Genomic DNA, 24,604 nt, shown 5'->3' on the forward strand with positions numbered 1-24,604 from the left:
GCAATGAACGGCACGACCGGATCGACTCAGCGCAACGACCACGACCATGACCGCCACGTCATCGTCGTCGGCGCCGGCCCGACGGGCCTGCTGCTGGCCGGCGACCTTGCCGAGGCGGGCATCCCCGTCACGCTGCTGGAAAGGCGGCCGCGCGGCATCAGCAACCTCTCCCGCGCTTTCGTCGTGCACGCCCGCACGCTCGAACAGCTCGATGTGCGCGGCCTGGCGGACGAGCTGGAGGCCAAGGGGCAGCGCCTCGACCGGCTCCGCCTCTTCGGCCGCCTCACGCTCGACCTGAGCACCCTTCCGTCCCGCTTCAAGCACCTCCTTGTGCTGCCGCAGTACGAGATCGAGGCCGCGCTGGAGCGGCGCGCGGTCGAGGCGGGCGTGCAGTTCGCCTACGAGACGGAGGTGACGGGCCTGACGCAGGACGGCGACGGGGTGACCGTCGAGGTGCGAGGACCGGACGGTGAGCCGGCCACGCGGCGGGCCGCGTACGTCGTCGGCACCGACGGCCTGCGCAGCGCCGTACGCGAGGCGATCGGCCAGCCTTTCCCGGGCAAGTCGGTCATCCGCTCGGTCGTCCTGGCGGACGTGCAGCTCGCCGAGCAGCCGGAGACGGTACTGACCGTCAACGCCGTGGGGGACGCTTTCGCCTTCATCGCCCCCTTCGGCGACGGCTACTACCGCGTCATCGGCTGGAACCGCGGCCGCAACGTCCCCGACAGCGAGCCCGTCGACCTCGAGGAGATCAAGGAGATCACCCGACTGGCCCTGGGCCGCGACTTCGGGATGCACGACGCCCGCTGGATGTCCCGCTTCCACAGCGACGAGCGGCAGGCGCCCCAGTACCGGGTGGGCCGTGTCTTCCTTGCCGGGGACGCCGCGCACGTGCACACCCCGGCGGGCGGCCAGGGCATGAACACCGGCCTGCAGGACGCCGCGAACCTCGGCTGGAAGCTCGCAGCGGTACTCGACTGCCACGCCCCGGAGGGTCTGCTGAACACCTACCAGACCGAGCGGCACCCCGTCGGCAAGGCCGTGCTGCGCTCCAGCGGTGGGATCGTGCGCCTCGCGATGGCGAAGCGCCCGTGGACGCTGGCGGCCCGGGCCGCGCTCACGGCGTTCCTGGGCATCGCGCGCCCGGTCCGCGCCAAGATGCTCGGCCAGATCACCGGCATCGGATACGCGTACCCGGCACCGCGCGGCGCCCACCCCCTCACCGGCAAGCGTGTCCCGGACGTGGCACTTGAGGACGGCCGCCTCTACGAGGCGCTGCGCGGCGGGAAGTTCGTCCTGATCACATCGGCCGACACGGCGATCGAGCCCGAAGACCGCAAGGACCGCCTCACGGTGACCCGTTGGACCACAAACCGCAGCACGACGCTCCTGGTGAGGCCGGACGGGTATGTGGCGTGGGCGTCGGATTCGGCGGACGCGGAAACTGTGGAGGATGCCTTGGCCGCCGTCACCGCTGTGGGCAGGCGTTCCGCAGGGCGGAACGGGTGGGCACAGCCCACGACGGCGGGCAACTGAACGTCGTACGGTCAGCTACCGCTGGTGCCAGCAAGCAACCGCCGCAGCAGGCCGGCCAATTGGCCGGCCTGCTCCGCATCCAGCACAGACAGCGCCTCCGTCTGCACCTCAAGCCCCGCTACAACCGCCTCCTCGACCACCGCAAGCCCCTTCTCCGTCAGCGTCACCTGCAGCGCACGCCGATCGTGCGGATCGGGCGAGCGACGCAGCAGCCCGGCCCGCTCCAGCTTGTCGAGGCGCCCCGTCATGCCGCCGGTGGTCATCATCAGCGTCGCCGAGAGCTGTCGCGGCGAGAGCGCGTACGGCTTGTCGGCGCGGCGCAGCGTCGCGAGCACGTCGAACTCGCCGCGTGAGAGGCCGAAGCGGGCGTACACCTTCTCGACGCGGTCGCCCATCGTGCGCGCAAGGCGGTAGACGCGGCCGAAGACCTCCATCGCGGTCGTGTCGAGCTCGGGCCGGACGGTGGCCCACTGCTCGATGATCGCGTCGACGGGGTCCTTGTCCTGCGGGGTCGCGTTCATGGGAAAAGTATCGGCGCCCGATCGATCGACGGCAAGTAACTCGACAGCAAGTATCTTCGTGCTGATTTGCTTGCTAAAAAGTAACTTAGAGCTAAGCTACTTTGGTCGGGTGAGCCACGCACCGGAGGGGATCGTCGATGAAGCGCGCCAGCACCGTCCTGTTCACCGCCCTCGCCCCCGTCTCGTGGGGGTCGACCTACGCCGTCACGACGGAGTTCCTGCCGGCGGACCGTCCGCTGTTCACGGGCCTGATGCGCGCCCTGCCTGCCGGAGTCGCCCTGCTTGCGCTCACACGAGTCCTGCCACGCGGTGCCTGGTGGTGGAAGGCGGCGACACTCGGCGCCCTGAACATCGGCGCCTTCTTCCCGCTGCTCTTCCTCTCCGCGTACCGGCTGCCCGGCGGTATGGCCGCGGTCGTCGGTTCGGTCGGCCCGCTGTTCGTGGCGGGTCTGGCCGCGCTGCTGCTGGGTGAGCGGCCGACCCTGCGTACCCTGCTCACCGGTATCGCGGCGGCTTTCGGCGTCAGCCTCGTCGTCCTCCAGGCCGCGTCGGCACTCGACCTCGTCGGCGTACTGGCCGCCCTCGCCTCGGCCGCCTCGATGGCGACCGGAACCGTGCTCACCAAGCGCTGGGGGCGCCCCGAAGGCGTCGGTCCGCTCGCGCTCACGGGGTGGCAGCTCACCGCGGGCGGCCTGCTCATCGCGCCGGTGGCGTTTCTGGTCGAGGGCGCACCGCCCGCGCTCGACGGCCGCAACATCGCCGGGTACGTCTATCTGGCGGTCGCCAACACCGCGGTCGCGTACTGGCTCTGGTTCCGCGGCATCGGCCGCCTGACCGCCACGCAGGTCACCTTCCTCGGCCCGCTCTCCCCGCTGACCGCCGCGGTCATCGGATGGGCGGCTCTGGGCCAGGCGCTCACGCCCGTGCAACTGGTGGGCATGGCGATCGCGTTCGGCGCGACGCTCGCGGGCCAGGCGCGGCCGCGCGCCTCGGCCGCCGCGCCCGATGTCCTCCGGATCGCCCCCGTAGAGCGGGGAGTCCAGCGGATTCGCTCCTGACGACGTGTGGGGTGCCCCCCGGCCCGAGAGGCACCCCACACACGAACGAAGAACTACGCCGCCGCGTCCGCAGCCTGCGCCTTCAGAGCCCGCTCGATGCCCGCCCGGGACTCCGAGACCAGGCGGCGCAGGGCCGCGTTCGGCTCGGCGGAGGCCAGCCAGGCGTCCGTCGCGTCCAGGGTGGCCTGCTCCACCTGCAGCGCGGGGTAGAGGCCGATCGCGATCTGCTGGGCCATCTCGTGCGAGCGGGACTCCCAGGCGTCCTTGACCGCGGCGAAGTACTTCTCCGTGTAGGGAGCGAGGAGTTCGCGCTGGTCGGTCTGTACGAAGCCCGCGATCACGGCCTCCTGCACGGCGTTCGGCAGCTTGTCGGACTCGACGACCGACGCCCACGCCTCCGCCTTGGCCTCGACGGTCGGGCGGGCGGCCCGTGCGGTCGCCGCGTGGCGCTCGCCCGCGGCGGTCTTGTCCCGCTCGTACTCGGCCGCGATCTCCGCCTCGCCGAACCGGCCCGTGGCCGCGAGCCGCTCCACGAACGCCCAGCGCAGCTCGGTGTCGACGACCAGGCCCTCGATCGTCTCCGTGCCGTCGAGCAGGGCGGCCAGCAGGTCGAGCTGCGCGTCCGCCCGCGCGGTCGCCGCGAAGGCGCGCGCCCACGCCAGCTGGTGGTCACTGCCCGGCTTCGCAGCCCGGAGATGCTCCAGCGCCGCCTCGGTCCACTGCGCCAGACCCGTCTCGCGCCACGCCGGGTCCGCGTACAGGTCGATCGCCAGTTTCACCTGGCGGTGCAGCGACTGGACCACGCCGATGTCCGACTCCTTGCCGATGCCGGACAGCACCAGCGACAGGTAGTCGCGGGTCGCCAGCTCGGCATCGCGCGTCATGTCCCAGGCCGAGGCCCAGCTCAGGGCGCGCGGCAGTGAGGCCTCGAAGTCGCCGAGGTGCTCGGTGACCGCCTTCAGCGACTCCTCGTCGAGGCGGACCTTCGCGTACGACAGGTCGTCGTCGTTGAGAAGCACGACCGCCGGGCGGCGCTTGCCCACCAGCTGCGGTACGGCGGTCAGCTCGCCGTCGACGTCCAGCTCGACGCGGTCGCCGCGCACCAGCTTGCCGCCCTCGTCGAGGTCGTAGAGGCCGATCGCGATGCGGTGCGGACGCAGCGTCGGCTCGCCCTTCGCACCCGCCGGAAGCGCCGGCGCCTCCTGGCGGATCGCGAACGACGTGATCGCACCGTCCGCGTCCGTCTCGATCTCCGGCCGCAGGACGTTGATACCGGCCGTCTCCAGCCACTTCTTCGACCAGGTCTTCAGGTCACGCCCTGAGGTCTCCTCCAGCGCGCCCAGCAGATCGCTCAGCCGCGTGTTCCCGTACGCGTGCTGCTTGAAGTACGCCTGCACACCGCTGAAGAACTCGTCCATGCCGACATACGCGACGAGCTGCTTCAGGACCGAGGCGCCCTTGGCGTAGGTGATGCCGTCGAAGTTGACCAGGACGTCGTCCAGGTCGCGGATGTCCGCCATGATCGGGTGCGTGGACGGCAGCTGGTCCTGGCGGTACGCCCAAGTCTTCTCCGAGTTGGCGAAGGTCGTCCAGGAGTGCGGCCAGCGGGACCCGGGCGCGTACGCCTGGCAGGCCACCGAGGTGTAGGTGGCGAACGACTCGTTGAGCCACAGGTCGTTCCACCACTCCATCGTCACGAGGTCGCCGAACCACATGTGGGCCAGCTCGTGCAGGATGGTCTCGGCGCGCCGCTCGTACGCCGCGTCCGTCACCTTCGAGCGGAACACGTACTGGTCGCGGATGGTCACCGCGCCCGCGTTCTCCATCGCGCCCGCGTTGAACTCCGGCACGAAGAGCTGGTCGTACTTCTTGAACGGGTACGCGTAGTCGAACTTCTCCTGGAACCACTCGAAGCCCTGGCGCGTCACCTCGAAGATCGCGTCCGAGTCGAGGAACTGCGCGAGCGAGGGCCGGCAGTAGATGCCCAGCGGCACGCTCTGGCCGTCCTTCTCGTACACGCTGTGGACCGAGTGGTACGGGCCGACGATCAGCGCCGTGATGTACGTCGAGATGCGCGGCGTCGGCTCGAAGGCCCAGACATCGTCCTTCGGCTCGGGCGTCGGCGAGTTGGAGATCACCGTCCAGCCGCTAGGCGCCTTCACGGTGAACTGGAAGGTGGCCTTCAGGTCCGGCTGCTCGAAGCTCGCGAACACGCGGCGGGCGTCCGGCACCTCGAACTGGGTGTAGAGATAGGCCTGGTTGTCGACCGGGTCGACGAAACGGTGCAGGCCCTCACCGGTGTTCGTGTACGCGCAGTCCGCGACGACCCGCAGCTCGTTCGGCCCCTGCAGCAGGCCCGGGAGCTTGATGCGCGAGTCGGCGAAGACCTCGGCCGGGTCCAGCGCGTCCCCGTTGAGCACGACCTCGTGGACCGTCGGCGCCACCAGGTCGATGAAGGTCTCCGCCCCGCCATCGGCCGCGTCGAACCGCACCGTGGTCACGGACCGGTAGGTGCCGCCCTCCTGCGCGCCGGAGAGGTCGAGATCGATCTCGTACGAGTCCACGGTGAGCAGCTTCGCCCGCTGCTGCGCCTCTTCACGGGTCAGATTCGTGCCAGGCACGCGGTCATCTCCTCGGATGCTGGTGGCGCCATCGTGTTTGTGGCGTTTGCCGCCAGTCTTCCACGCCGGCCGCCGCCACTCGATCAGGTATTCCTCTGCGCTTGCCGAGTAGACGGCATAAGCTGAGCCTTATGTTCGCGGCATGTGGGAGATCATCTTGCTGGAACCGGTCGAGGAGTGGTTCCTCGACCTCTGCCGGGACGACCCGGAGTCCGCGACCCGAGTCACCGAAGCGCTGGACCACCTCGCTCTCGAAGGTCCGACGCTCGGTCGGCCGATGGTGGACCGAATCCACGGCAGTGTGCTGCACAACCTCAAGGAGCTGCGGCCGGGTTCCAGCGGCGGCTCCGAGATCAGAATGCTCTTCGTCTTCGACGCCGAGCGCTGTGCCGTAATTCTGGTCGCCGGAGACAAGGCGGGGCAGTGGGCTCGGTGGTACGACGAGGGCATCGCGACCGCTGAGCGGCGCTACGGTCAGTATGTGGAAAGCAGGAAACGGGAGGGTCAGGCATGAAAGGGCGATCCTGGCGCGAGGTACGCGCCGAGGCGTTCGAGCGCCATCCGGAGCTGGATTCCGCCCAGGCCCGGCTCGACCGCGCCAGGATGCGGGCCGAGAACGTGGCCCGCATCCGTGGACATGAACTGGCCGCGCTACGGCGGGAGACCGGGCTGACTCAGAAGGACGTCGCGGCGGCGATCGGCGTCAGTCAGGCACGCGTGTCCCAGATCGAGAACGGCGAGGTGGACAGCCTGGACACCCTGCGTGCCTACGCCGCTGCACTCGGCGGTGAAGTCGCCGTCGTCATTCGCCGCGGTGATGTCTCTGTGCAGGTCGCATGACGCAAGTGCCGAGGGGGCGGCCACCGGGATTCGGTTGGGCCGCCCCCTCGGCAACGTACGACTGGCGGCTGAGCTATTAGCGGCTGAGCTCCGCCGCCACCAACTCCGCGATCTGCACCGCGTTCAGCGCCGCGCCCTTGCGGAGGTTGTCGTTGGAGACGAAGAGCGCGAGACCGTTCTCAACGGTCTCGTCGACGCGGATGCGGCCCACGTACGACGGGTCCTTGCCGGCCGCCTGGAGCGGGGTCGGGATGTCGGAGAGCTCCACGCCGGGGGCGTCGGAGAGCAGCTCCGTGGCCCGCTCCACGCTGATCGGGCGGGCGAAACGGGCGTTGACCTGCAGGGAGTGGCCGGAGAAGACCGGGACGCGCACGCAGGTGCCGGACACCTTGAGCTCCGGGATCTCGAGGATCTTGCGGGACTCGTTGCGGAGCTTCTGCTCCTCGTCGGTCTCGTTCAGGCCGTCGTCGACGAGGTTGCCCGCGAGCGGGAGCACGTTGAAGGCGATGGGGCGCTTGTAGACGCCCGGCTCCGGGAAGTCCACGGCCTCGCCGTCGTGCGTCAGCTTGTCCGCGTCGGCGATGACCTTCTGCGCCTGGCCGTGCAGCTCGGCGACGCCCGCGAGGCCAGAGCCGGAGACGGCCTGGTAGGTGGCGACGACGAGCGCCTCGAGGCCCGCCTCCTCGTGCAGCGGACGCAGGACCGGCATCGCGGCCATCGTCGTGCAGTTCGGGTTGGCGATGATGCCCTTGGGGCGGTTGGCGATCGCGTGCGGGTTCACCTCGGAGACGACCAGCGGGACCTCGGGGTCCTTGCGCCAGGCCGACGAGTTGTCGATCACGACCGCGCCCTGCGAGGCGACCTTCTCGGCCAGCGCCTTCGAGGTCGCGCCGCCCGCCGAGAACAGCACGATGTCCAGGCCCGTGTAGTCGGCGGTGGAGGCGTCCTCCACCGTCACCGGGGTGCCCTTCCAGTCGATCGTCGAACCGGCCGACCGGGCCGAGGCGAACAGGCGCAGCTCGTCCACCGGGAAGTCCCGCTCGTCCAGGATGCTGCGCATGACTGTGCCGACCTGACCGGTGGCTCCGACGATTCCGACCCTCACGAGGACTCCTTCTTGCATGCGTGTGGCTGAGCTGCGGGTGCGGCTCCATGATGCGTATGCCCCCGGCCGCTTTGCCAATCCATTGTCCGAGGGGCGGGACGGTTCGCGGACAGCGGGCCCCGGCCGAACGTTTCGGGCCGCCCCGGCGTCATAGGGGAAACGCAGGGAGGGGAGGGTGGCATTGCTGCGGCGAAAAGTCCGAACGGTCCGTGACGCGGATCCGCTGGACGCGGCCCAGGAGGACAGAGTGCGCGCGGTGCTGGCACTGGGCGGGGTGCCGTCCGCGGATCTGTCGGACGGGGTGCAGCAGGTCAGGCTCAGGCTGCTGGAACGGGCCGCGAAGGGAGAGGACGCCCCGCGCGACGTGTCCGCCTGGGCCGCGGTCGTCGCATCCAACCTGGCCATGGACTGGCACCGCGCACGCCGCCGCCAGGAGCGGCTCGGCGAGCGGCTGGCCGCGCTGCGGCAGGAGCACCCGGGAGGCGAGGAGACCCGGGTGCTCTCGCTCGCCGTGGCCCAGGGCCTCGACGAGCTGCCCGACAGCCAGCGCCAGGTCCTGGTGCTGCGCTTCTACGCCGACCTGCCGGTACGGGGGATAGCCGAGCAGCTCGGCATCCCCGAGGGCACGGTCAAGAGCAGGCTGCACACGGCGGTACAGGCCCTGCGGGCTCGGCTGCACGAGGAGGAGGTGGTGTGACGATGGCCGGACACGACGACGGACCCGAGTACGGCAGCGGGGGCGACGCCCTGCTGGCCGCGATCATGGACGAGCCCCTGTCCGGCGACGCCCGTGAGGACGCCGCCTTCATGGCCGAGTACCGGGCCGCTGTGGCGGATCTCACGACGCTGAGGGCCCAGCTGCGCGGCCTGGGGGACGCGCTGGCGGCGCCCGCGCACCACACCGGCCCGGCACGCACCTCTCCGGAGCGCACCGCTGCGCGCCCCTCCGCTTCGGCCTCCTCGGCGCCGGCAGGGCCCCGCCGGACCAGGCGCCCGTTCGCCATCGCGCTCGGCGCGCTCGCGGCCGCCTGCGCCGCCGCCATGCTGGGCGGTGTGGTCTGGCTCGGGATGAACCCACCGAGCGGCGCGAGCGACGCGTCGTCCGGAGCCGCCAAGGAGGCGGACAGCAAGGCCGGTGGCCAGTCCCGCTACTCCCCGGAGGCGCACATCGCCTGCTCCCGCGTCCTCGTCGAGGGAACGGTCGTCAGCCTCACACCGCTGGCCGACGGCGAGGTGAACGTCGTACTGAAGGTCAAGCGCTACTACCGGCCCGAGCGCTCGGTCAAGGAGCACCCGACGATCACCGTCACGCTTCACGGGTCGGCGCGCGAGGACCTGAAGCCGGGCGTGTACACGCTGGTACGCGTCCCGGTTCTGCCCGGCGACCGACAGGACTGGGAGGTCGGCTGGGGAGTGGGCGACGCACGCAAGGACATCGAGAAGGCGCTGCCCGGCGCGGCGGGGATGGAGTGCCCCGCGGGGGGAGACAGGACGGCCGGCGGCGACGTGCCGGACGACAGCTGAGCCGACGGGGGACCGGGGGAAGCGGAAGGGGCGGGCGCCCGTATGAGCGCCCGCCCCTCCCTGCGATCGGGGTCACCGTAAAGGCGTGACCCCAGGTCAACCCGTTACGGCGTGACCTTCTCGATCTTCACGCTGCCGACGCCCGCGACCGTGCCGCGCCCGTTCACCAGCCGTACCTCGCCGAAGAACTCGCGTCCCTCGGGAGCCGCCGCGTTCGCGACCACCTCGGCCGTGACGTCCGTCGACGCGCCGTGGCCGAGCTGGACCGCCTTCGACTCGTCGACCTTGACCTCACCCAGCGACGAGGAGAAGAAGACGTCGAGGTAGTCGTAGGCCGTCGAGCCGGCCGGGACGCCGTAGCCGTACACCTCGATGGTGTACGTGCCGGCGGCCGGCTCGGGGATGCTGACCGACTCCTCAGAGTCCCCGTCGGCGGACGAACCGACCTCCTCGCCTGCCTCGTCATAGACCACCAGGTCGAGGTCCGCCGCCGCGTCGGACACATTGCCGATCGCGACGTCGAGCCGCTCCGCGCCCTCGGGCACGACGACCGTGGTGGTCTGCGTCTCGCCCTCGGCGATGGTCGGCCGCGCGGCCTTCGAGGAGCCGAGCGGGCCGCCCTTCAGGGTGCCGTCGATCGCCGCGAAGCCGTTCGTCACCTTCCAGGAGACGGCGGCCGGGGTGCCGGCCTTGACCTCCGGGACCGTCTGCACGGCCGGGTCGAAGGCCGCGCCCAGCACGGTGACGTCGACCTTGTACGGGTTGTCGAGCAGCGGCGACGTACGGCGCGACTCGACCTCGATCTCCCAGACGCCCGCCTGCGGGTCCGCGTATGAGCGCACATCGGGGCGGCAGCCGTTGCCGTCGAGGTAGTTGTTGTAGCAGTACGGCGTGGAGGTGTTGTCGACCGGAACGCCGTACGGGTGGATCGCGATGAACCGGGTCTGGCTCGCGCCCTTCAGCCCGCCGATCGCGACCTCCAGCGTCTTCGCGCCCTCGGGCACCGTCACGAAGTACGACTTGGTGCTGTTGCGCTGCACCGAGCCGGACGAGGCGAAGGTGTACGAGCCGCTCGTCAGGTCGTTCGACACGACGACCGTGTTGAGGATCTGCTTGTCGACGCCCTCGGTGCTCGGGTCGTCCACCTCGAGGATCGCGCTGCGGACGCCCGAGTAGCGCGGCTTCGCGGCGATCTTGACGGTGACCGGCTTGTTCAGGCCGAGGCTGATCTCGTCCGGGCCGACGATCGAGAAGGTGTCACCCGAGTTGTTGGCCAGGGACAGCTCGTGGCGCACGACCCGGTCCGGGCCCGAGGTACGGGTGACCGTGACCTCGTAGACCTTCTTCTGGCCCAGCTTCAGGCCGCTCTCGCGGTCGTAGACGCCGGTGCCGACGCCGGGCTCCGCGAGGAACTGGTCGATGTTGGTGTCGACGGGCGCCTTCACCGTGTACTCGTTGGCGGTCGCGCCGTCCTTGACGGCCTCCCACGCGTCGGGCACATCGACCAGGCCCGCGCCCTCCTCGTACGCCTGCACCGCGGTGATGTGGTGGGCGGTGCTGGTCAGCGCGGTGCGCAGCTTCGCCGGGGTGAGGTCGATGCCCTTCGCCTTGGCGGCGGACAGCAGCAGCGCGGAGGCGCCGGCGGCCTGCGGGGACGCCATCGAGGTGCCCTGCAGCATGCCGTAGCCGGCCGGAAGGCTGTAGCCCGCCTCGGCGACCGGGGCGCCCGGCAGCCAGGTCTGGATGGTGTTGATCGCGGCGCCCGGCGCGGAGATCGTCGGGGTGAAGCCGCCGTCCTCACGCGGACCGCGCGAGGAGAAGGGGAACATGGCGTACTTCTTCTCCACGGCCGAGCCGTAGTTGGCGGCCCAGGTCTCCTTGGAGACGGCGGCGCCGACGGAGATCACCTTGTCGGCGAGCGCCGGGTCGCCGATCGTGTTCGCACCCGGGCCGGAGTTGCCGGCCGAGATGACCAGCTGCACGCCGTAGTCGTCGATGAGACGCGTGTAGAGGCGGGCGCGCGCGTTGTTGCCGTCGTTGAGCGCCGGCAGACCGCCGATGGACATGTTGACGATGTCCACGCCGCGGTTGATGACCAGGTCGGCCATGCCCTCGGTCAGCGCGATGTTGGTGCAGCCGCCCGACCAGGTGCAGGCACGGGACGAGACCAGCTTGGCGCCGGGCGCCTGGCCGTTCATCTTTCCGCCGAACAGGCTGTTGGCGGCGGTGATACCGGCCACGTGCGTGCCGTGCTCGCCCTCGATGACGCCGATGTTGACGTAGTCGGCCTTGTCGCCGGCCGCGTTGTAGACGACGTCCTTGCGGATCTCGGCGACGAACGGAATGCGCTCGGCGACCTCGGTGGACGGGTCGTCCTTGCCGAAGTAGCCGATCTGGAAGCCGTCCTTGTACGGCTTCATCGGCGTCTCGTCGGTGAAGTCCAGGTCGTCGTCGAGGTCGACGGTCATGGTGCCTGCGGCCGGGTCGTACAGCACGCCCCAGACGTCGGTGGTGTCGCCGTCCCTGTTCAGGTCGCCGGCCATGTCGCCGCCCGTGGTGGCGGCCTCGGCGAAGTAGTTGAACTTGTAGCTGCCCGCCGGGGCGGTGAACTTCTCGGTCCCCTGGCTCGCGGTGGTGATCGTGAACGCCGGACCGGAGACGGACGTGGTCATGCGGCGCCAGGTGCCGTCACCGTCCGAGACCGGGTCCGTGGCCGTCACCCAGTCGACGATCTTGCGCTCGCCGGTGGTGGTCTTCTGCAGCGCCGGGTGGCCCAGGTCGACACCGGAGTCCAGGATGCCGATGGTGATGCCGCGGCCGTCGTACGTCGGGTGGTCCTTCACGAAGTCCACCGAGCCCGTCTCGAAGGACGGGTTGTACGGGTTCTTGGCCGGGGTGTTCTTGCCGGGGGCGGCGTAGGTGCCCTCCGCGGCGGTACCGGCGCCCTTGGCCGTGTCGGCGGCCGGCGTCGGGTCGTCCAGCGGGATCTCCTGCTTGAGGTCGATCGCCTGGACGGAGGACAGCTTCTGGGCGGCCGCGATGGCCTTGTCCGCCTTGGCGGTGGGCACCGTGGCGCGGACGTAGCCGAGCTTGTCGATGGTCTTGCCGACGAGGCCGCCGTCGACGGCGTCGAGCTGCTCGGCGACCTGCTCGGTCTTGCCGGGCGTCGTCGCCACCATGAACGTGACGTTCTTGTCGCCGTCGGCCTTGGCCTCGGCGAGGAGTTCGGCGTCGGCCGAACCGAGCTTGTCGTCGGCCGACTTGACGGGCGCGTCGGCCGGTGCCGGCGTCGGGTCCGCGTCCGCGGAGAAGGCCATGGGTAGCGGCCCGGCCGCGGAGAGCGCGGCAACCAGGCCCGCGGCCACGACGACGCGGGCCACGCGTCTCGCACCGGACACGGGTGCGCGCTGGGGGTCGGAGGTCATCAGCATCCTTGTGGGTGAAGGTCCGGTCTCTCGCACAGGAGGTCTCTCGCACGGGAGTCCGGAATTCGGTGCCTGATGGCCGCTCAGCTTTACGTATGAGACCACTGTTTGTGGAGTTTTTGCCTGTGGCGGGTTGGCTTCATGGCGTACTTCCGCCATACGCCATGGGGGCAATGACGGGTGATAAGGGGATTTGGACCGTGTGACGCGCGTAGGCGGGCTCAACGGGCGTACGTCCAAAGGGCGTGTGAAGAAGGGCCCGCCGGGGCCTAACGTCTGTCCATGCAGAAGGAACTGAGGGTGGCGGCCTACGCCGTGTGCGTGAGGGAAGGTCAGATGCTGCTCGCCCGCTGGGTGGCGGGCGACGGCAGCAGGCACTGGACGCTGCCGGGCGGGGGCATGGACCACGGCGAGGACCCTTACGACACAGTGATCCGAGAGGTCGACGAGGAGACCGGCTACACGGTTCAGCCGGCGGCGCTGCTCGGTGTCCACTCCGTGCTGCGCCGCTATCCGCGCAGGCTCGGCACGGTCGCCGACTTCCACGGGCTGCGCATCGTCTACGAGGCGCAGATCACCGGCGGCTCCCTGCGGTACGAGGAGGACGGCTCCACGGACATGGCCGCCTGGCACGGGCTGGACGATGTGCCGCGGCTGCAGCGCGTCGAGCTCGTCGACATCGCACTGCAGATGTGGCGGGAGAGGCCGGCCGACGGCCATACGGTGCCGGAGCGCCGCAGCTGACTCGAGCAGCCTCGAGCCGGCTCCACTACCCCGGAAAGTGAACGTGGAGTGACCGCTTCCCCTCCGCCCGGAGAGGGGCCAGTGTCACGCCGGGTAGTCCAAGATCCACGTACGGCGATCGGCGCTGCCCGTTGCCGCCGAGTTAACGCGCAGGTCATCCCGCCTGCCAACGATCCAGTGGAAGCGGGGAGTTCACACACCGGGCTCCCCGTGCCCACTGCCGACGCGTTTCGCACTCGGGGAGACCGCGCCATGTCGCGCATACGCTCTGTGGCCACCGCCACTGCCGCCGCCACCGCCGTCAACCGCCGTACGCTGCTAGCCGCCACCGGAGCGGTGTCCCTGTCCGCGGGCATCGGCTACGCGCTCCGCCCCGGCAGCGCGCAGGCCGCGGCCGCGGTCCCGACGGGTGTCACCGCGGTCTCGCGCAAGGCGCCCGCCGCACCGCTCGCCCCGTACGAGGAGGGCACCACCCTCGCCACTGTGTCGGCGCCCCGCTCCGGAGCGTCCGGCTACCGGCGCCTCGGCGACGGCCCTGCCTGGAAGCGCGTCGTACGGTCCGATCTTGCCGCCCCCAGGTCCGGCCGCATCGAACGGCGCACGGCGCTCGCCGCCTTCGTGCAGTTCACCGATCTCCACCTCGTCGACGTCCAGCACCCGCTGCGCTACGAGTACCTGCGTTCCCAGACCGCCAGCGCCTGGCGACCGCAGGAGGCCCTCTCCGTGGCCGGTGCGATCTCCCTCGTGGAACGCGTCAACGCGCTGCGCGGCGCCCCCGCCACCGGAGCGCCGCTGCACTTCGTCATGACGACCGGCGACAACACCGACAACAACGCCCGCTCCGAGCTCGAGTGGTTCCTGAAGACCATGAGCGGCGGCCGCATCACGCCCAACACCGGCGATCCCCGCCGCTACGAGGGCGTGCAGAACTCGGGCCTGAAGCTGTACTGGCAGCCCGACGAGACCCTGCGCGACGCGGACAAGCAGCTCGGGTTCCCGCGCATCGACGGGTTCCTGGAGGCAGCCATCCGCGAGGTGCGCAGCCCGGGCCTCAACCTCCCCTGGTACTCGACGGTCGGCAACCACGACGCGCTGCCGGGTGGCTGCTACGCGCCCGGCGACTCCTTCTTCGCCGACTTCGCCGTGGGCGGCCGCAAGCTGATGACGCTGCCCGAGGCGCAGGGCGCGGCCATCTGGAAGAACGTCCAGAAGGGCGGCGACCCCAAGGGCGCGGCCTTCAGGGACGTACTGAAGAGCGAGGCGCGGCACATGCGCTCCGTCACCCCGGACGAGTCCCGGGCGCCCTTCACCCCGGCCGAGTACCTCAAGGCGCACCTCGACCCCGCCCACACCGGCCCCGGCCCGTTCGGTCACGGCTACACCGCCGCCAACCTCGCCGCCGGTACCCAGTACTACTCCTTCCGCATCGCCGACGACGTGCTCGGCATCAGCCTGGACACGACCGACCCCGGCGGCCACTACGAGGGTTCGCTCGGCACGGCCCAGCTGAAGTGGCTGGAGCGCACCCTGAAGGCGCACAAGGACGAGTACGTCATCGTCTTCAGCCACCACACCAGCACGACGATGCGCAACCTGAACCACGACCCCGCGCGCGGGGGCGAGGCCCGGCACGGCGGCGACGAGGTCCTCGCGCTGCTGGGCCGCAACCGCAACGTCCTGGCCTGGGTCAACGGCCACAGCCACAAGAACAAGATCACGCCGCACGGCACCCTCTGGGAGATCTCCACGGCCTCCCACATCGACTTCCCGCAGCTGGCCCGCGTGATCGAGCTGGTGGACAACAACGACGGCACGATCTCGCTGTTCACCACGCTGATCGAGTCCGCCGCCCCGCACGCGACCGACTTCACCGACCTCTCCCAGACGGGCCTCGCCGCGCTCTACCGGGAACTGTCCTTCAACGCACCGGGCGCCCGCTCGACGCTGTCGGGCACGCCGGGGGACCGCAACACGGAGCTGGTCCTCAAGAAGGCGTGACGCCCAACGGTGAAGGGGCGGGCCCGTCCTGCGGGCTCCGCCCCTTCACTCAGTCCCCTTCGGGCCCTCGGCACCTCAGCGGGGCAGCACCACCACATACGCCGCGGGATCGCGGTCGACAGAGGCCATGAGCGCCGTCCGTACGACCGTCGCCTGCTGCTCGAGCGAGTCGCGCAGCTTCTTCGGCGTGAGGTGGACGACGGTGATGCCGAGCCGCTCCAAGTGCTCGCGCTTGCGGGCGTACTCGGACCACAGGGCGTCCTCGTCCTGTCCGGGAGCCCGGGTGTCCAGCTCGACGGCCACCGCCTGGTCGGGCCAGTAAGCGTCCACGCCGCCGAGGTGCGGACCGCCCGGCAGACGCAGGTCGACGTTCCACAGCGGGTCGGGCAGCCGGTGCTCGCGCACCATCCGGTACAGCCGGTCCTCGGCGACGGCCCGCCCCTCGGCGAGCAGCGACTCGACGGCGTCGATCACGTGCGGCCGGTCCAGCAACTGTGCCTGGGCCAACTCCCTTACGACCGCTGCCGGGTCGCAGTGGCCGCCGCGTACGGCCTCGGTGAGCAGACGGCGTACCGCATCGGCGTCCGGCAGCTGCGCGACCGCGTCGACGAGGGCTCGCGGCACGGGTGCCACCGGCAGGCCGGTGACCTGTTCCGCGACGGGCAGTTCGGCCGCGCGGACCAGCCGGGCGAAGCCGGTCGAGCGCAGCCGGCGGGTGCGCGGCACGAGGACGTCGATGCGGTTGAGCGAGAGCAGCGGAGGAGCGGACGGGAGACGGTGCAGCGTGAGCGCCGCCAGGCCCGTGATCATCGCGTCGCCGTAGACGATCCGCTGCTGACCCGGGCTGTGCGGCTCGCCCGGAGCGGGCTGCGCGGGGACGGTGTCCGCGGCGCGGCGGGGGGACGCGTTCCCCGCGTACAGCAGCACGGCGTGCAGGCGTTCCTCGCTGGTGGGGGGCCCGGAGTGGAGTAGTTGGACGCCGGGCAGGAGCTGCTGCCAGGGTCCGCCGGGCCGGCAGCGGGCGTTCGTCTCCGCGCCGGAGACACCGTGCGCCCGGAGCTGCGCGGTGCTCATCACGCGCAGCCGGACGTCGGAGAGTGCGGGGCGGAGCAGAGGGCGGGGGGAGAGCGGGGCGTTGTGGTTCATGCCCCCGGACTTTCCCATCGCCTCTCGGCCCTTGAACCGCTGTTACGCAGCCGTCGAAAAACCCGGACAACCTCGCCCTAAAGTACAAAGGTTCGACGCCCGAAACCCGCTGGTCCATTCGGGGTTACGGCCCTGGGTACCCGCGTTCGGTAACCGTGGTGGCAAACACACAAACAGGGGGCGCGCCGCGTCGCTGACCGTTGTGTGCAGGCGTTCCGCAGGGCGATGGGGGTTTCCCTGCTCGAGCGAAGCCGAGAGCTTGGGGGAGGGTGGGCACAACCCCCCGGCAACGGCGCCAGGGGGTCGTACCTCAGCCGAGAACTACAGCGTCCCGCCGGCAGCGGCGTCACACGCCTGCCCCCGCAAGGCACGCGCAAGATCGTCCCGAGCCTCGACAACAAGCCTCCGCAGAGCAGGGGCGGAGCCCAGATGCCCCTCCAGCCACGCATCCGCCGCAGCAACCGTCTCGGAAGAGTCCTGCAACCCCGGGAACAACCCCCGCACCACATCCATCCCGATCTGAATGGACCGCTCGCTCCACACCCGCTCGATCGCATCGAAGTACTTCGCGGCATACGGCGCGAGAGTCCCCCGCTGCGACGGCTGCGCGAACCCCGCGATCGTCGCCTCGACGAGCGCGTTCGACAGCGCGTCGGACTCGACCACGGCGGCCCAGGCCTGCGCCTTGACCGCAGCCGAGGGCCGCGCCGCCAGGCACCGCACCTGGTGCCGCTTGCCCGACGCCGTGTCGTCGCGGACGAGCTCCGCCGCGAGCACGCCCTCGTCGGCGACCCCGTACGCGGCGAGCGGCTCGAGGAACGCCCAGCGCAGCTCCTGGTCGACCTCCAGGCCCTCCAGCCTCTCGGTGCCCTCCAGCAGATCCCGGAGGAACTGCAGATCGGACCCGCTCGACGCGACGGCGGCGAAGAACCGTGCCCAGGCCAGCTGGTGCTGGCTGCCCGGCTCGCCGAGCCGCAGCTCCCGCAGCGCTGCCTCGGCGAGCTGCAGACCGCCCTCCTCGCGCCACGCGGGCGCCGCGTAGTGCACATGCGCCGACTGCGCCCAGGCGTGCAGCATCTGCAGGACGCCGATGTCGGACTCCCGGCCCCCGAACCGCAGCACGAGCCCGATGAACTCACGCGCGGGCATCAGCGCGTCGCGCGTCAGATTCCACAACGCAGACCAGCACAGAGCCCGCGCAAGGGGGTCGGTGATGTCGCCGAGGTGCTCCCGCAGCGTGGCCAGCGAGTTCTCGTCGAAGCGGATCTTGCAGTACGTCAGGTCGTCGTCGTTGACCAGCACGAGGTCCGGGGCGTCCGCGCCTGCCAGTTCGGCGACGACCGTCCGCGCCCCGTCGACATCGGTCTCCACGCGCGCGTACCGCTCCAGATCGCCTTCCGCGGTCAGCCGGTAGAGGCCCACCGCCACCCGGTGCGGCCGCAGGTCCGGATGCGACTCGGGCGCCTCCTGGACGACGGCCAGCTCGCTGACGCGGCCGTCGGAGTCGAGCAGCACCTGTGGGGTCAGGGAGTTGACCCCGGCGGTCTGCAGCCACGCCCGCGACCAGGCCGTCATGTCCCGCCCGGACGTCTCCTCCAGGACCGACAGCAGATCGCCGAGCTGCGTGTTCCCGTACGCATGCCGCTTGAAGTAGCGCCGCGAGCCCTCCAGGAAGGCGTCCTGCCCGGCATACGCCACCAGCTGCTTGAGGACGGAGGCGCCCTTGGCGTACGTGATGCCGTCGAAGTTCAGCTTGGCGTCCTGCAGATCGCGGATGTCGGCCGTGACCGGGTGCGTGGAGGGCAGCTGGTCGGCCCGGTACGCCCACGCCTTGCGGCGGTTGGCGAAAGTGATCCAGCCGTCCTTGAAGCGCGTGGCACCGACCAGCGAGAACGCGCCCATGAAGTCCGCGAAGGACTCCTTCAGCCACAGGTCGTCCCACCACTGCATGGTGACCAGGTCGCCGAACCACATGTGCGCCATCTCGTGCAGGATGACGTTGGCGCGGCCCTCGTACGCCGCCTGCGTCACCTTGCCGCGGAAGATGAACTCCTCGCGGAAGGTCACACAGCCCGGGTTCTCCATCGCGCCCAGGTTGTACTCGGGCACGAACGCCTGGTCGTACTTCCCGAAGGGGTACGGGTAGTCGAAGTGGTCGTGGAAGAAGTCCAGGCCCTGCTTGGTGACGAGGAAGACGTCGTCCGCGTCGAAGTGCCGGGCGAGACCCTTGCGGCACAGCGCGCCGAGCGGGATCTCCAGCGTCGTACCGTCCTCGAACGTACGCGTGTAGGTGTCCGTCACATAGTGGTACGGGCCGGCCACGACCGCCGTGATGTAGGTGGAGATCGGCTTGGTCTCGGCGAAGTGCCAGACGCCGTCCTTGTGCTCGCCGACGCCGTTGGACCACACCGTCCACCCGGCCGGGGTCTGCACCTCGAAGCGGAAGGGTGCCTTGAGGTCCGGCTGCTCGAAGTTCGCGAAGACGCGGCGGGAGTCGGCGGGCTCGTACTGCGTATAGAGGTAGACCTCGCCGTCCTCCGGGTCGACGAAGCGGTGCAGGCCCTCACCGGTGCGGGAGTAGGCGCACTGCGCGTCCACGACCAGCTCGTTCTCGGCGGCGAGGTCCTCCAGCGTGATCCGGGAGCCGTCGAAGACCGCGACGGGGTCGAGGTCCCTGCCGTTGAGGGACACGGCCGTGACGCTCGGCGCGATCAGGTCGGCGAAGGTCGTCGCGCCCGGCTCGGCGCAGCGGAACCGGATCGTGGTCACGGAGCGGAACGTGCGCGGCTCCTGCTCGCTCCCGCCGACCGCGGAGCGCAGGTCGAGCTCGACCTCGTACCCGTCGACGGACAGCAGCGCGGCCCGCTCGCGGGCCTCGTCGCGGGACAGATTCTCACCGGGCACGGGCACTCCTTCGAAGGTCGGCGGAACAGGGCCGATCCTCTCACCCGGGAATGCGCGGAGGGCCGACGGTGTTTGCCTCCGCACGTGCCATAAGCGTCCGCATGAGGAGAGCCATGACCGAGAAGACCCCTGTCGACTTCTGGTTCGACCCACTGTGCCCCTGGGCCTGGATGACCTCCCGGTGGGTCCTGGAAGTGGAGAAGGTCCGCGACATCGAGGTCCGCTGGCATGTGATGAGCCTGGCCGTCCTCAACGAGCCGAAGATCGACGAACTGCCCGAGGAGTATCGCGAGATGCTCGCGACGAAGGCCTGGGGGCCGGTCCGGGTGGTCATCGCCGCGCAGCAGGAGCACGGGCCCGAGGTGCTCGGCGACCTCTACACCGCGATCGGCACGCGGGTCCACAACCAGGGCCAGGGCATCGAGAAGGACGTCATCGCCGCCGCACTGAAGGACGTCGGCCTGCCCGACTCCCTCCTCGACCACTGGGACTCCACCCCGTACGACGCCGAGCTGCGCGCCTCCCACAAGGAGGGCATCGACAAGGTGGGCCAGGACGTCGGCACGCCGGTCATCGCCGTACCCGGCGCGGACGGCGAGCAGATCGCGTTCTTCGGCCCGGTCGTCACTCCGGCCCCGAAGGGCGAGGAGGCGGCGAAGCTGTGGGACGGCACCCTCCTCGTCGCCTCGGTCCCGGGCTTCTACGAGATCAAGCGCACGCGCACCAAGGGGCCGGACTTCAGCAACCTGTAGGACCGGGCAGAGGGGCTCGTGGCCACCCTGCAGGTAGCACAGGGTTCCAAGGCACGAGGCCCAAGGCTCGCGGCAGCACAAAGCCCTCGCACGGACCGACCTCCGTGCGAGGGCTGCTTTGTGCCAGTGCGCCGTGCGCAGTGCGCGCGGATCAGTGCTTGGCCCGCGCCCTCTGCCACGCGTAGCCGACGACCGCCAGGCACAGCGTCATCCCGCCGGTCGAGTACAACTGCACCCGGGTGTCCGCCTGACGTGCCATCAGGACGAAGATCGCGGCCATTCCGGCGAGCGCGACCCAGGTCAGCCACGGGAACGCCCACATCCGCACGACCAGCTTCTCGGGGGCCTCGCGCTCCAGCCTGCGGCGCATCAGCAGCTGGGAGGCGGCGATGAAGAACCAGACCACCAGGATGACCGCGCCGATCATGTTCAGCAGCCAGGCGAACACGTCGTCGGGCCGCCAGTAGCTGAGCACCACGCAGACGAAGCCGAAGACGCAGGACGCCAGCACGGCCACGCGCGGCACGCCGCTCGAGACCCTGCCCAGCGCCTTCGGGCCCTGGCCGCGCGCGACCAGCGAGTACGCGATGCGGGACGAGCCGTAGATGTTGGCGTTCATCGCGGAGAGCAGAGCGACCAGCACGACCACGTTCATCAGCTGCCCGGCGCCCGGGATCCCGAGGTGGTCGAGCGTCGCCACGTACGGGCCCTTCTCGACGACCGCCTTGTCGTCCCACGGCACCAGCATGACGATGACCGCCATCGAGCCGATGTAGAAGAGCGCGATGCGCCACATCGCGGTGCGCACGGCCTTCGTGACGCCCTCGACGGGCTTCTCGGACTCGGCGGCCGCGATGGTCACCGTCTCGATGCCGCCGTACGCGAAGACGGAGGCGAGCAGGCCGATGACCAGGCCCTCGCCGCCGTTGGGCAGGAAGCCGCCGTCGCCGGTGAGGTTGCTCGCGCCGGGCGCGTCGGTGCCGGGCAGGACGCCCAGGATCGCCAGGACGCCGAGTACGAGGAACAGCGTGATCGCGCCGACCTTGAGCGCGGCGAACCAGAACTCGAACTCGCCGAAGTTCTTCACGGCCGCCAGGTTCGCCACGCAGAAGACGACCATGAACAGCGCCACCCACGCCCACTCGGGCGTACCGGGCAGCCAGCCGCTGACGATCTTCGCGGCACCGATGCCCTCCAGCCCCACGGCCGTGCAGAGCAGCACCCAGAACGACCAGCCCGCGGTGAAGCCCGCCCACGGCCCGATCGCCCGCTCCGCATGCGCGGAGAACGAGCCCGACGACGGATACGCGGCCGACATCTCGCCGAGCATCCGCATCACGAGCATGACGAGGAGGCCCGACACCGCGTAGGCGATGACGATGGACGGGCCCGCGGCCGCGATGCCCGCACCCGATCCGACGAAGAGCCCGGCGCCGATCACGCCGCCGAGAGCGATCATCGACAGATGCCGCTGCTTGAGGCCGTGCGAGAGCGAGTCGCCGGCAGCGGCGGCGCCCTCGGAACGGGGCGGGGTGTCGGCCGGCGAAGGCTCGACGGACGGGGTGGTCCGAGACATGGGTGGGTTGTCCGTAACGTGAGACGGCGTTTCCGACGGCACAGTGTGAACGCCGTCCCCGCTCAAACGAAGATCATGACCGATATGCGGACGCCTGCTGTGCGGAGCGTAAGCGACGGCATGCTGTGTGCGATCACATGGGCAGCCATGGCTTCACAGGTGCGGCCATGGGTTCGCATGGGCGGCCATGGCTCAAGGACAGCCGGGTGGGCAGCCGGGTGGGCCTGAAAGGAGAGGGGCCCACCCGGCGGGCAGTCAGGCCGCCCGTCGCCGCTCCACCAGCTCCCGGACACCCGCACACAAGAGCACGAACGCTGCCGCCCCCGCCGACCACAGCACCTGCGGCCGCGCCCCGTCGTCCGTCAGCATCAGCCCGAGCACGGCCGCCATCCCGGCCAGGGCCGCCCATGTCAGCCACGGGAACGCCCACATCTTCAGCACCAGCCGCTCCGGCGCCTCCCGTTCGATACGCCGCCGCAGCCGCAGCTGCGACACCGCGATCAGCGCCCAGACGAACAGCAGCACGGCGCCGACCGCGTTCAGCATGTAGAGGAAGACCGAGTCCGGCCACTCGAGATTGAGCAGGACGGAGACGAAGCCGAACGCCACGGACGCGAGCACCGCGCGCCGCGGAACCCCGCCCCGGTCCACCCTGAGCAGCGCCTTCGGCGCCTCACCGCGCTCGGCCAGCGAGAAGACCATGCGGGACGAGCCGTACAGATTCGCGTTCAGCGCCGACAGCAGCGCGACGAACACCACGATGTTCATGATCGTGCCCGCGGACGGCACCCCGATCGAGTCCAGCACCTTCACATACGGGCTGAGTCCCGCCCGCTGCGCCGTCCAGGGCAGCACCGTCACGATGACCAGCATCGACCCGACGTAGAAGAAGAGGATCCGGTACACCGCGCTGCGCACCGCCCGCGCGACCGAGCGGGCCGGGTCGTCGGACTCGGCCGCGGCGATCGTCACCACCTCCAGGCCGCCGAAGGCGAAGACGACCGCGAGTACGCCCGAGACGACCCCCTCCCAGCCGTGCGGCAGGAACCCGCCGTGGCCCGTCAGATTCGTCAGTCCCACGGGATCGGTGTCCGGCAGCAGTCCGAAGATCGCGAGCAGGCCCAGCACGAGGAAGAGCACGATCGCGGCGACCTTGAGCGCGGCGAACCAGAACTCGAACTCGCCGAAGTTCTTCACAGCGGCGAGATTGACCCCCGTGAAGACCACCATGAAGATCAGCACCCAGGTCCACTGCGGCACCGACGGCACCCAGCCGTGCGCGATCGTCGCCGCGCCCGTCGCCTCCACGGCGAGCACGACCACGAGCATGAACCAGTACAGCCAGCCGACGGTGAACCCCGCCCACCGGCCGAGCGCCCGCTCCGCATGCACCGAGAACGCCCCCGACGCGGGCATCGCCGCCGACATCTCGCCGAGCATCCGCATCACGCACATCGCCAGGGCGCCCGCCAGCAGATACGACACCACGATCCCCGGCCCGGCCACGGCGATCCCCGCCCCGGAACCGACGAACAGCCCCGCACCGATCACACCGCCAAGGCCGAGCATGGTCAGATGCCGCTGCTTGAGCCCGCCCGCAAGGGGTTCCTTCTCCTCACCCAGGGGTGCGGCGGTGGTGGAGGTCGGCCCCGCGACCGCGGTCCGGGCCTGATCGGGCGGTTCGTTGTGCATGTGCGGCTCGTGCCCTCGCGGCTCTGGGAGGCCGAGTGTCCGGCAGTTCGTGCCTCCATGGCGGTGTCCCGGCCGATTGGCGAGACCCTACAGTCTCTCCGCCCGCCACCCGCCGACGCAAAACGGACCATACGCGGATGGCCACGGTGACCAGCATCACGCCGCCAGACGCATACCCGGGGCCCTTTGTGCAGAGCCCACCAAACGCTGGATCCACCCTTTGTCAGCCGCTGACGGTGATCACCGCCAGGCCACTGGGATAGCGTCACCGTGTCCCACTGCCGTCACCCAGCGGAGTCCCGATGAGCACTGCTGCCGTCTCCACCCGTCCCGGCGAGGTCCTCGCCGACCTGCTCCCCGCATCCCGTGTCCGGGACATCGCGCTCGTGCTCGGCGGTGCCGCGCTCACCGGGATCGCGGCCCAGATCGCGGTGCCCGTCCCGGGCTCGCCCGTGCCGGTGACCGGACAGACCTTCGCCGCGCTGCTCGTCGGCACCGCCCTCGGCGCAGGCCGCGGCTTCCTCTCGCTCGCCCTGTACGCCCTCGCCGGCATGGCCGGTGTGCCGTGGTTCGCCCAGGGCACCTCCGGCGCGACCGCCCCCTCCTTCGGTTACATCCTCGGCCTGCTCCTGGCTGCCACCCTGGTCGGCGCGCTGGCCCGCCGCGGCGGCGACCGCTCCGTACTCCGCACCGCCGGCACCATGCTGCTCGGCGAGGCCGTCATCTACGCGATCGGCGTCCCGTACCTGGCCCTCGCCACCGGAATGAGCCTGACCCAGGCCATCGCCGCCGGACTCACTCCGTTCCTGATCGGCGACGCCCTGAAGGCGGTCCTCGCGATGGGCGCGCTGCCCGCCGCCTGGAAGCTGGCAGAGCGCCGCGGCTGACACCCGCCGCTCACGCTGAGCAGATACGACGAAGCCCCCGCGGTGAGGACCGCGGGGGCTTCGTACGTTGCAGCAGGACGGAGCGGAACGGAGGCGAAGCGTCCTCAGACCTTGGCCCGCTGGACCTTCTGCCGCACCACGGCGATGGCCACGACGACGGCCGCGACGAGCAGTGAGAGCAGCACGGTCTCGCGTCCGTCGTGCGCGGTGTCGGTGAGCATGTAGCCGAGGACGAACACGATCAGGGCGATCGTCGCCCAGGTGAGGTACGGGTA

At 70.5% G+C, this 24,604-nt stretch carries 18 protein-coding genes and 1 pseudogene; 10 read left to right on the plus strand and 9 right to left on the minus strand.

Features of this window, described 5'->3' with window-relative positions; genetic code table 11:
- Positions 1 to 3: 3 nt before the first annotated feature.
- The gene (locus ABT009_RS02180) at positions 4 to 1,536 is read left to right on the plus strand and encodes an FAD-dependent monooxygenase (RefSeq protein WP_351288511.1); all 1,533 of its coding nucleotides are present in this window, start codon (positions 4 to 6) and stop codon (positions 1,534 to 1,536) included.
- Between the two features lie 11 nt (positions 1,537 to 1,547).
- On the opposite strand, the gene ABT009_RS02185 is transcribed toward ABT009_RS02180, so the two are convergent.
- Positions 1,548 to 2,057 (minus strand): MarR family winged helix-turn-helix transcriptional regulator, encoded by a 510-nt coding sequence (locus ABT009_RS02185; RefSeq protein WP_351288513.1) that lies wholly within the window; start codon positions 2,055 to 2,057, stop codon positions 1,548 to 1,550.
- A 137-nt stretch (positions 2,058 to 2,194) separates the two neighbouring features.
- Between ABT009_RS02185 and ABT009_RS02190 the strand changes: the two genes are divergently transcribed.
- Positions 2,195 to 3,115, plus strand: a complete 921-nt coding sequence (locus tag ABT009_RS02190) for an EamA family transporter (RefSeq protein WP_351288515.1) — start codon at positions 2,195 to 2,197, stop codon at positions 3,113 to 3,115.
- A 53-nt stretch (positions 3,116 to 3,168) separates the two neighbouring features.
- Here the strand turns inward: ABT009_RS02190 and pepN (ABT009_RS02195) are convergent, their stop codons facing one another.
- Positions 3,169 to 5,736 (minus strand): aminopeptidase N, encoded by a 2,568-nt coding sequence (gene pepN, locus ABT009_RS02195; protein WP_351288517.1) that lies wholly within the window; start codon positions 5,734 to 5,736, stop codon positions 3,169 to 3,171.
- A gap of 142 nt (positions 5,737 to 5,878) precedes the next feature.
- On the opposite strand from pepN (ABT009_RS02195), the gene ABT009_RS02200 reads away from it, so the two are divergent.
- Together ABT009_RS02200 and ABT009_RS02205 are read left to right on the plus strand one after the other, a co-directional pair.
- Positions 5,879 to 6,250 carry a type II toxin-antitoxin system RelE/ParE family toxin gene (locus tag ABT009_RS02200; RefSeq protein WP_351288519.1) on the plus strand — a complete coding sequence of 124 codons (372 nt, stop codon included), beginning with the start codon at positions 5,879 to 5,881 and terminating at the stop codon, positions 6,248 to 6,250.
- On the plus strand, positions 6,247 to 6,576 hold the full coding sequence (locus ABT009_RS02205; protein ID WP_351288521.1) for a helix-turn-helix domain-containing protein: 330 nt from the start codon (positions 6,247 to 6,249) through the stop codon (positions 6,574 to 6,576). The genes ABT009_RS02200 and ABT009_RS02205 overlap by 4 nt, the downstream gene beginning before the upstream one ends.
- Positions 6,577 to 6,652: 76 nt before the next feature.
- Here the strand turns inward: ABT009_RS02205 and ABT009_RS02210 are convergent, their stop codons facing one another.
- Positions 6,653 to 7,681: an aspartate-semialdehyde dehydrogenase gene (locus tag ABT009_RS02210; protein WP_351288523.1), complete on the minus strand. Its 1,029-nt coding sequence runs from the start codon at positions 7,679 to 7,681 to the stop codon at positions 6,653 to 6,655.
- A 175-nt stretch (positions 7,682 to 7,856) separates the two neighbouring features.
- Between ABT009_RS02210 and ABT009_RS02215 the strand changes: the two genes are divergently transcribed.
- Entirely contained in the window at positions 7,857 to 8,378 is a 522-nt protein-coding gene (locus ABT009_RS02215) for a sigma-70 family RNA polymerase sigma factor (protein WP_351288525.1), read from the plus strand.
- Positions 8,379 to 8,380: 2 nt separating this feature from the next.
- Entirely contained in the window at positions 8,381 to 9,205 is an 825-nt protein-coding gene (locus ABT009_RS02220; protein WP_351288527.1) for a hypothetical protein, read from the plus strand.
- A gap of 104 nt (positions 9,206 to 9,309) precedes the next feature.
- On the opposite strand, the gene ABT009_RS02225 is transcribed toward ABT009_RS02220, so the two are convergent.
- Positions 9,310 to 12,630 carry a S8 family serine peptidase gene (locus ABT009_RS02225; protein WP_351288529.1) on the minus strand — a complete coding sequence of 1,107 codons (3,321 nt, stop codon included), beginning with the start codon at positions 12,628 to 12,630 and terminating at the stop codon, positions 9,310 to 9,312.
- A gap of 282 nt (positions 12,631 to 12,912) precedes the next feature.
- On the opposite strand from ABT009_RS02225, the gene ABT009_RS02230 reads away from it, so the two are divergent.
- Both ABT009_RS02230 and ABT009_RS02235 read left to right on the plus strand, forming a co-directional pair.
- Positions 12,913 to 13,374, plus strand: coding sequence for an NUDIX hydrolase (locus ABT009_RS02230; protein WP_351288531.1), 462 nt, complete (start codon positions 12,913 to 12,915; stop codon positions 13,372 to 13,374).
- A gap of 252 nt (positions 13,375 to 13,626) precedes the next feature.
- Positions 13,627 to 15,372: a TIGR03767 family metallophosphoesterase gene (locus ABT009_RS02235; RefSeq protein ID WP_351288533.1), complete on the plus strand. Its 1,746-nt coding sequence runs from the start codon at positions 13,627 to 13,629 to the stop codon at positions 15,370 to 15,372.
- A 75-nt stretch (positions 15,373 to 15,447) separates the two neighbouring features.
- On the opposite strand, the gene ABT009_RS02240 is transcribed toward ABT009_RS02235, so the two are convergent.
- Both ABT009_RS02240 and pepN (ABT009_RS02245) read right to left on the minus strand, forming a co-directional pair.
- Positions 15,448 to 16,518, minus strand: coding sequence for a hypothetical protein (locus ABT009_RS02240; RefSeq protein WP_351288535.1), 1,071 nt, complete (start codon positions 16,516 to 16,518; stop codon positions 15,448 to 15,450).
- A gap of 321 nt (positions 16,519 to 16,839) precedes the next feature.
- Complete coding sequence (gene pepN / locus ABT009_RS02245; RefSeq protein ID WP_351288537.1) at positions 16,840 to 19,422, minus strand: aminopeptidase N; 2,583 nt, start codon at positions 19,420 to 19,422, stop codon at positions 16,840 to 16,842.
- A 113-nt stretch (positions 19,423 to 19,535) separates the two neighbouring features.
- Here pepN (ABT009_RS02245) and ABT009_RS02250 point away from each other — a divergent pair, with 113 nt between their 5' ends.
- Positions 19,536 to 20,174: a mycothiol-dependent nitroreductase Rv2466c family protein gene (locus ABT009_RS02250; protein WP_351288539.1), complete on the plus strand. Its 639-nt coding sequence runs from the start codon at positions 19,536 to 19,538 to the stop codon at positions 20,172 to 20,174.
- A gap of 151 nt (positions 20,175 to 20,325) precedes the next feature.
- Here ABT009_RS02250 and ABT009_RS02255 read toward each other — a convergent pair whose 3' ends face one another.
- Both ABT009_RS02255 and ABT009_RS02260 read right to left on the minus strand, forming a co-directional pair.
- Positions 20,326 to 21,750, minus strand: a complete 1,425-nt coding sequence (locus ABT009_RS02255) for an amino acid permease (RefSeq protein ID WP_351288541.1) — start codon at positions 21,748 to 21,750, stop codon at positions 20,326 to 20,328.
- Between the two features lie 255 nt (positions 21,751 to 22,005).
- A complete protein-coding gene (locus ABT009_RS02260; protein WP_502989798.1) occupies positions 22,006 to 23,442 on the minus strand; it encodes an amino acid permease in 1,437 nt (478 codons plus the stop codon).
- A gap of 302 nt (positions 23,443 to 23,744) precedes the next feature.
- On the opposite strand from ABT009_RS02260, the gene ABT009_RS02265 reads away from it, so the two are divergent.
- Positions 23,745 to 24,329, plus strand: a complete 585-nt coding sequence (locus ABT009_RS02265; protein ID WP_351288543.1) for a biotin transporter BioY — start codon at positions 23,745 to 23,747, stop codon at positions 24,327 to 24,329.
- A gap of 104 nt (positions 24,330 to 24,433) precedes the next feature.
- Here ABT009_RS02265 and ABT009_RS02270 read toward each other — a convergent pair.
- Positions 24,434 to 24,604 (minus strand): annotated as a pseudogene (locus ABT009_RS02270) (amino acid transporter); the annotation flags it as partial.

The sequence above is a fragment of the Streptomyces sp. NPDC002896 genome (assembly GCF_040295225.1).
GTDB lineage: Bacteria > Actinomycetota > Actinomycetes > Streptomycetales > Streptomycetaceae > Streptomyces.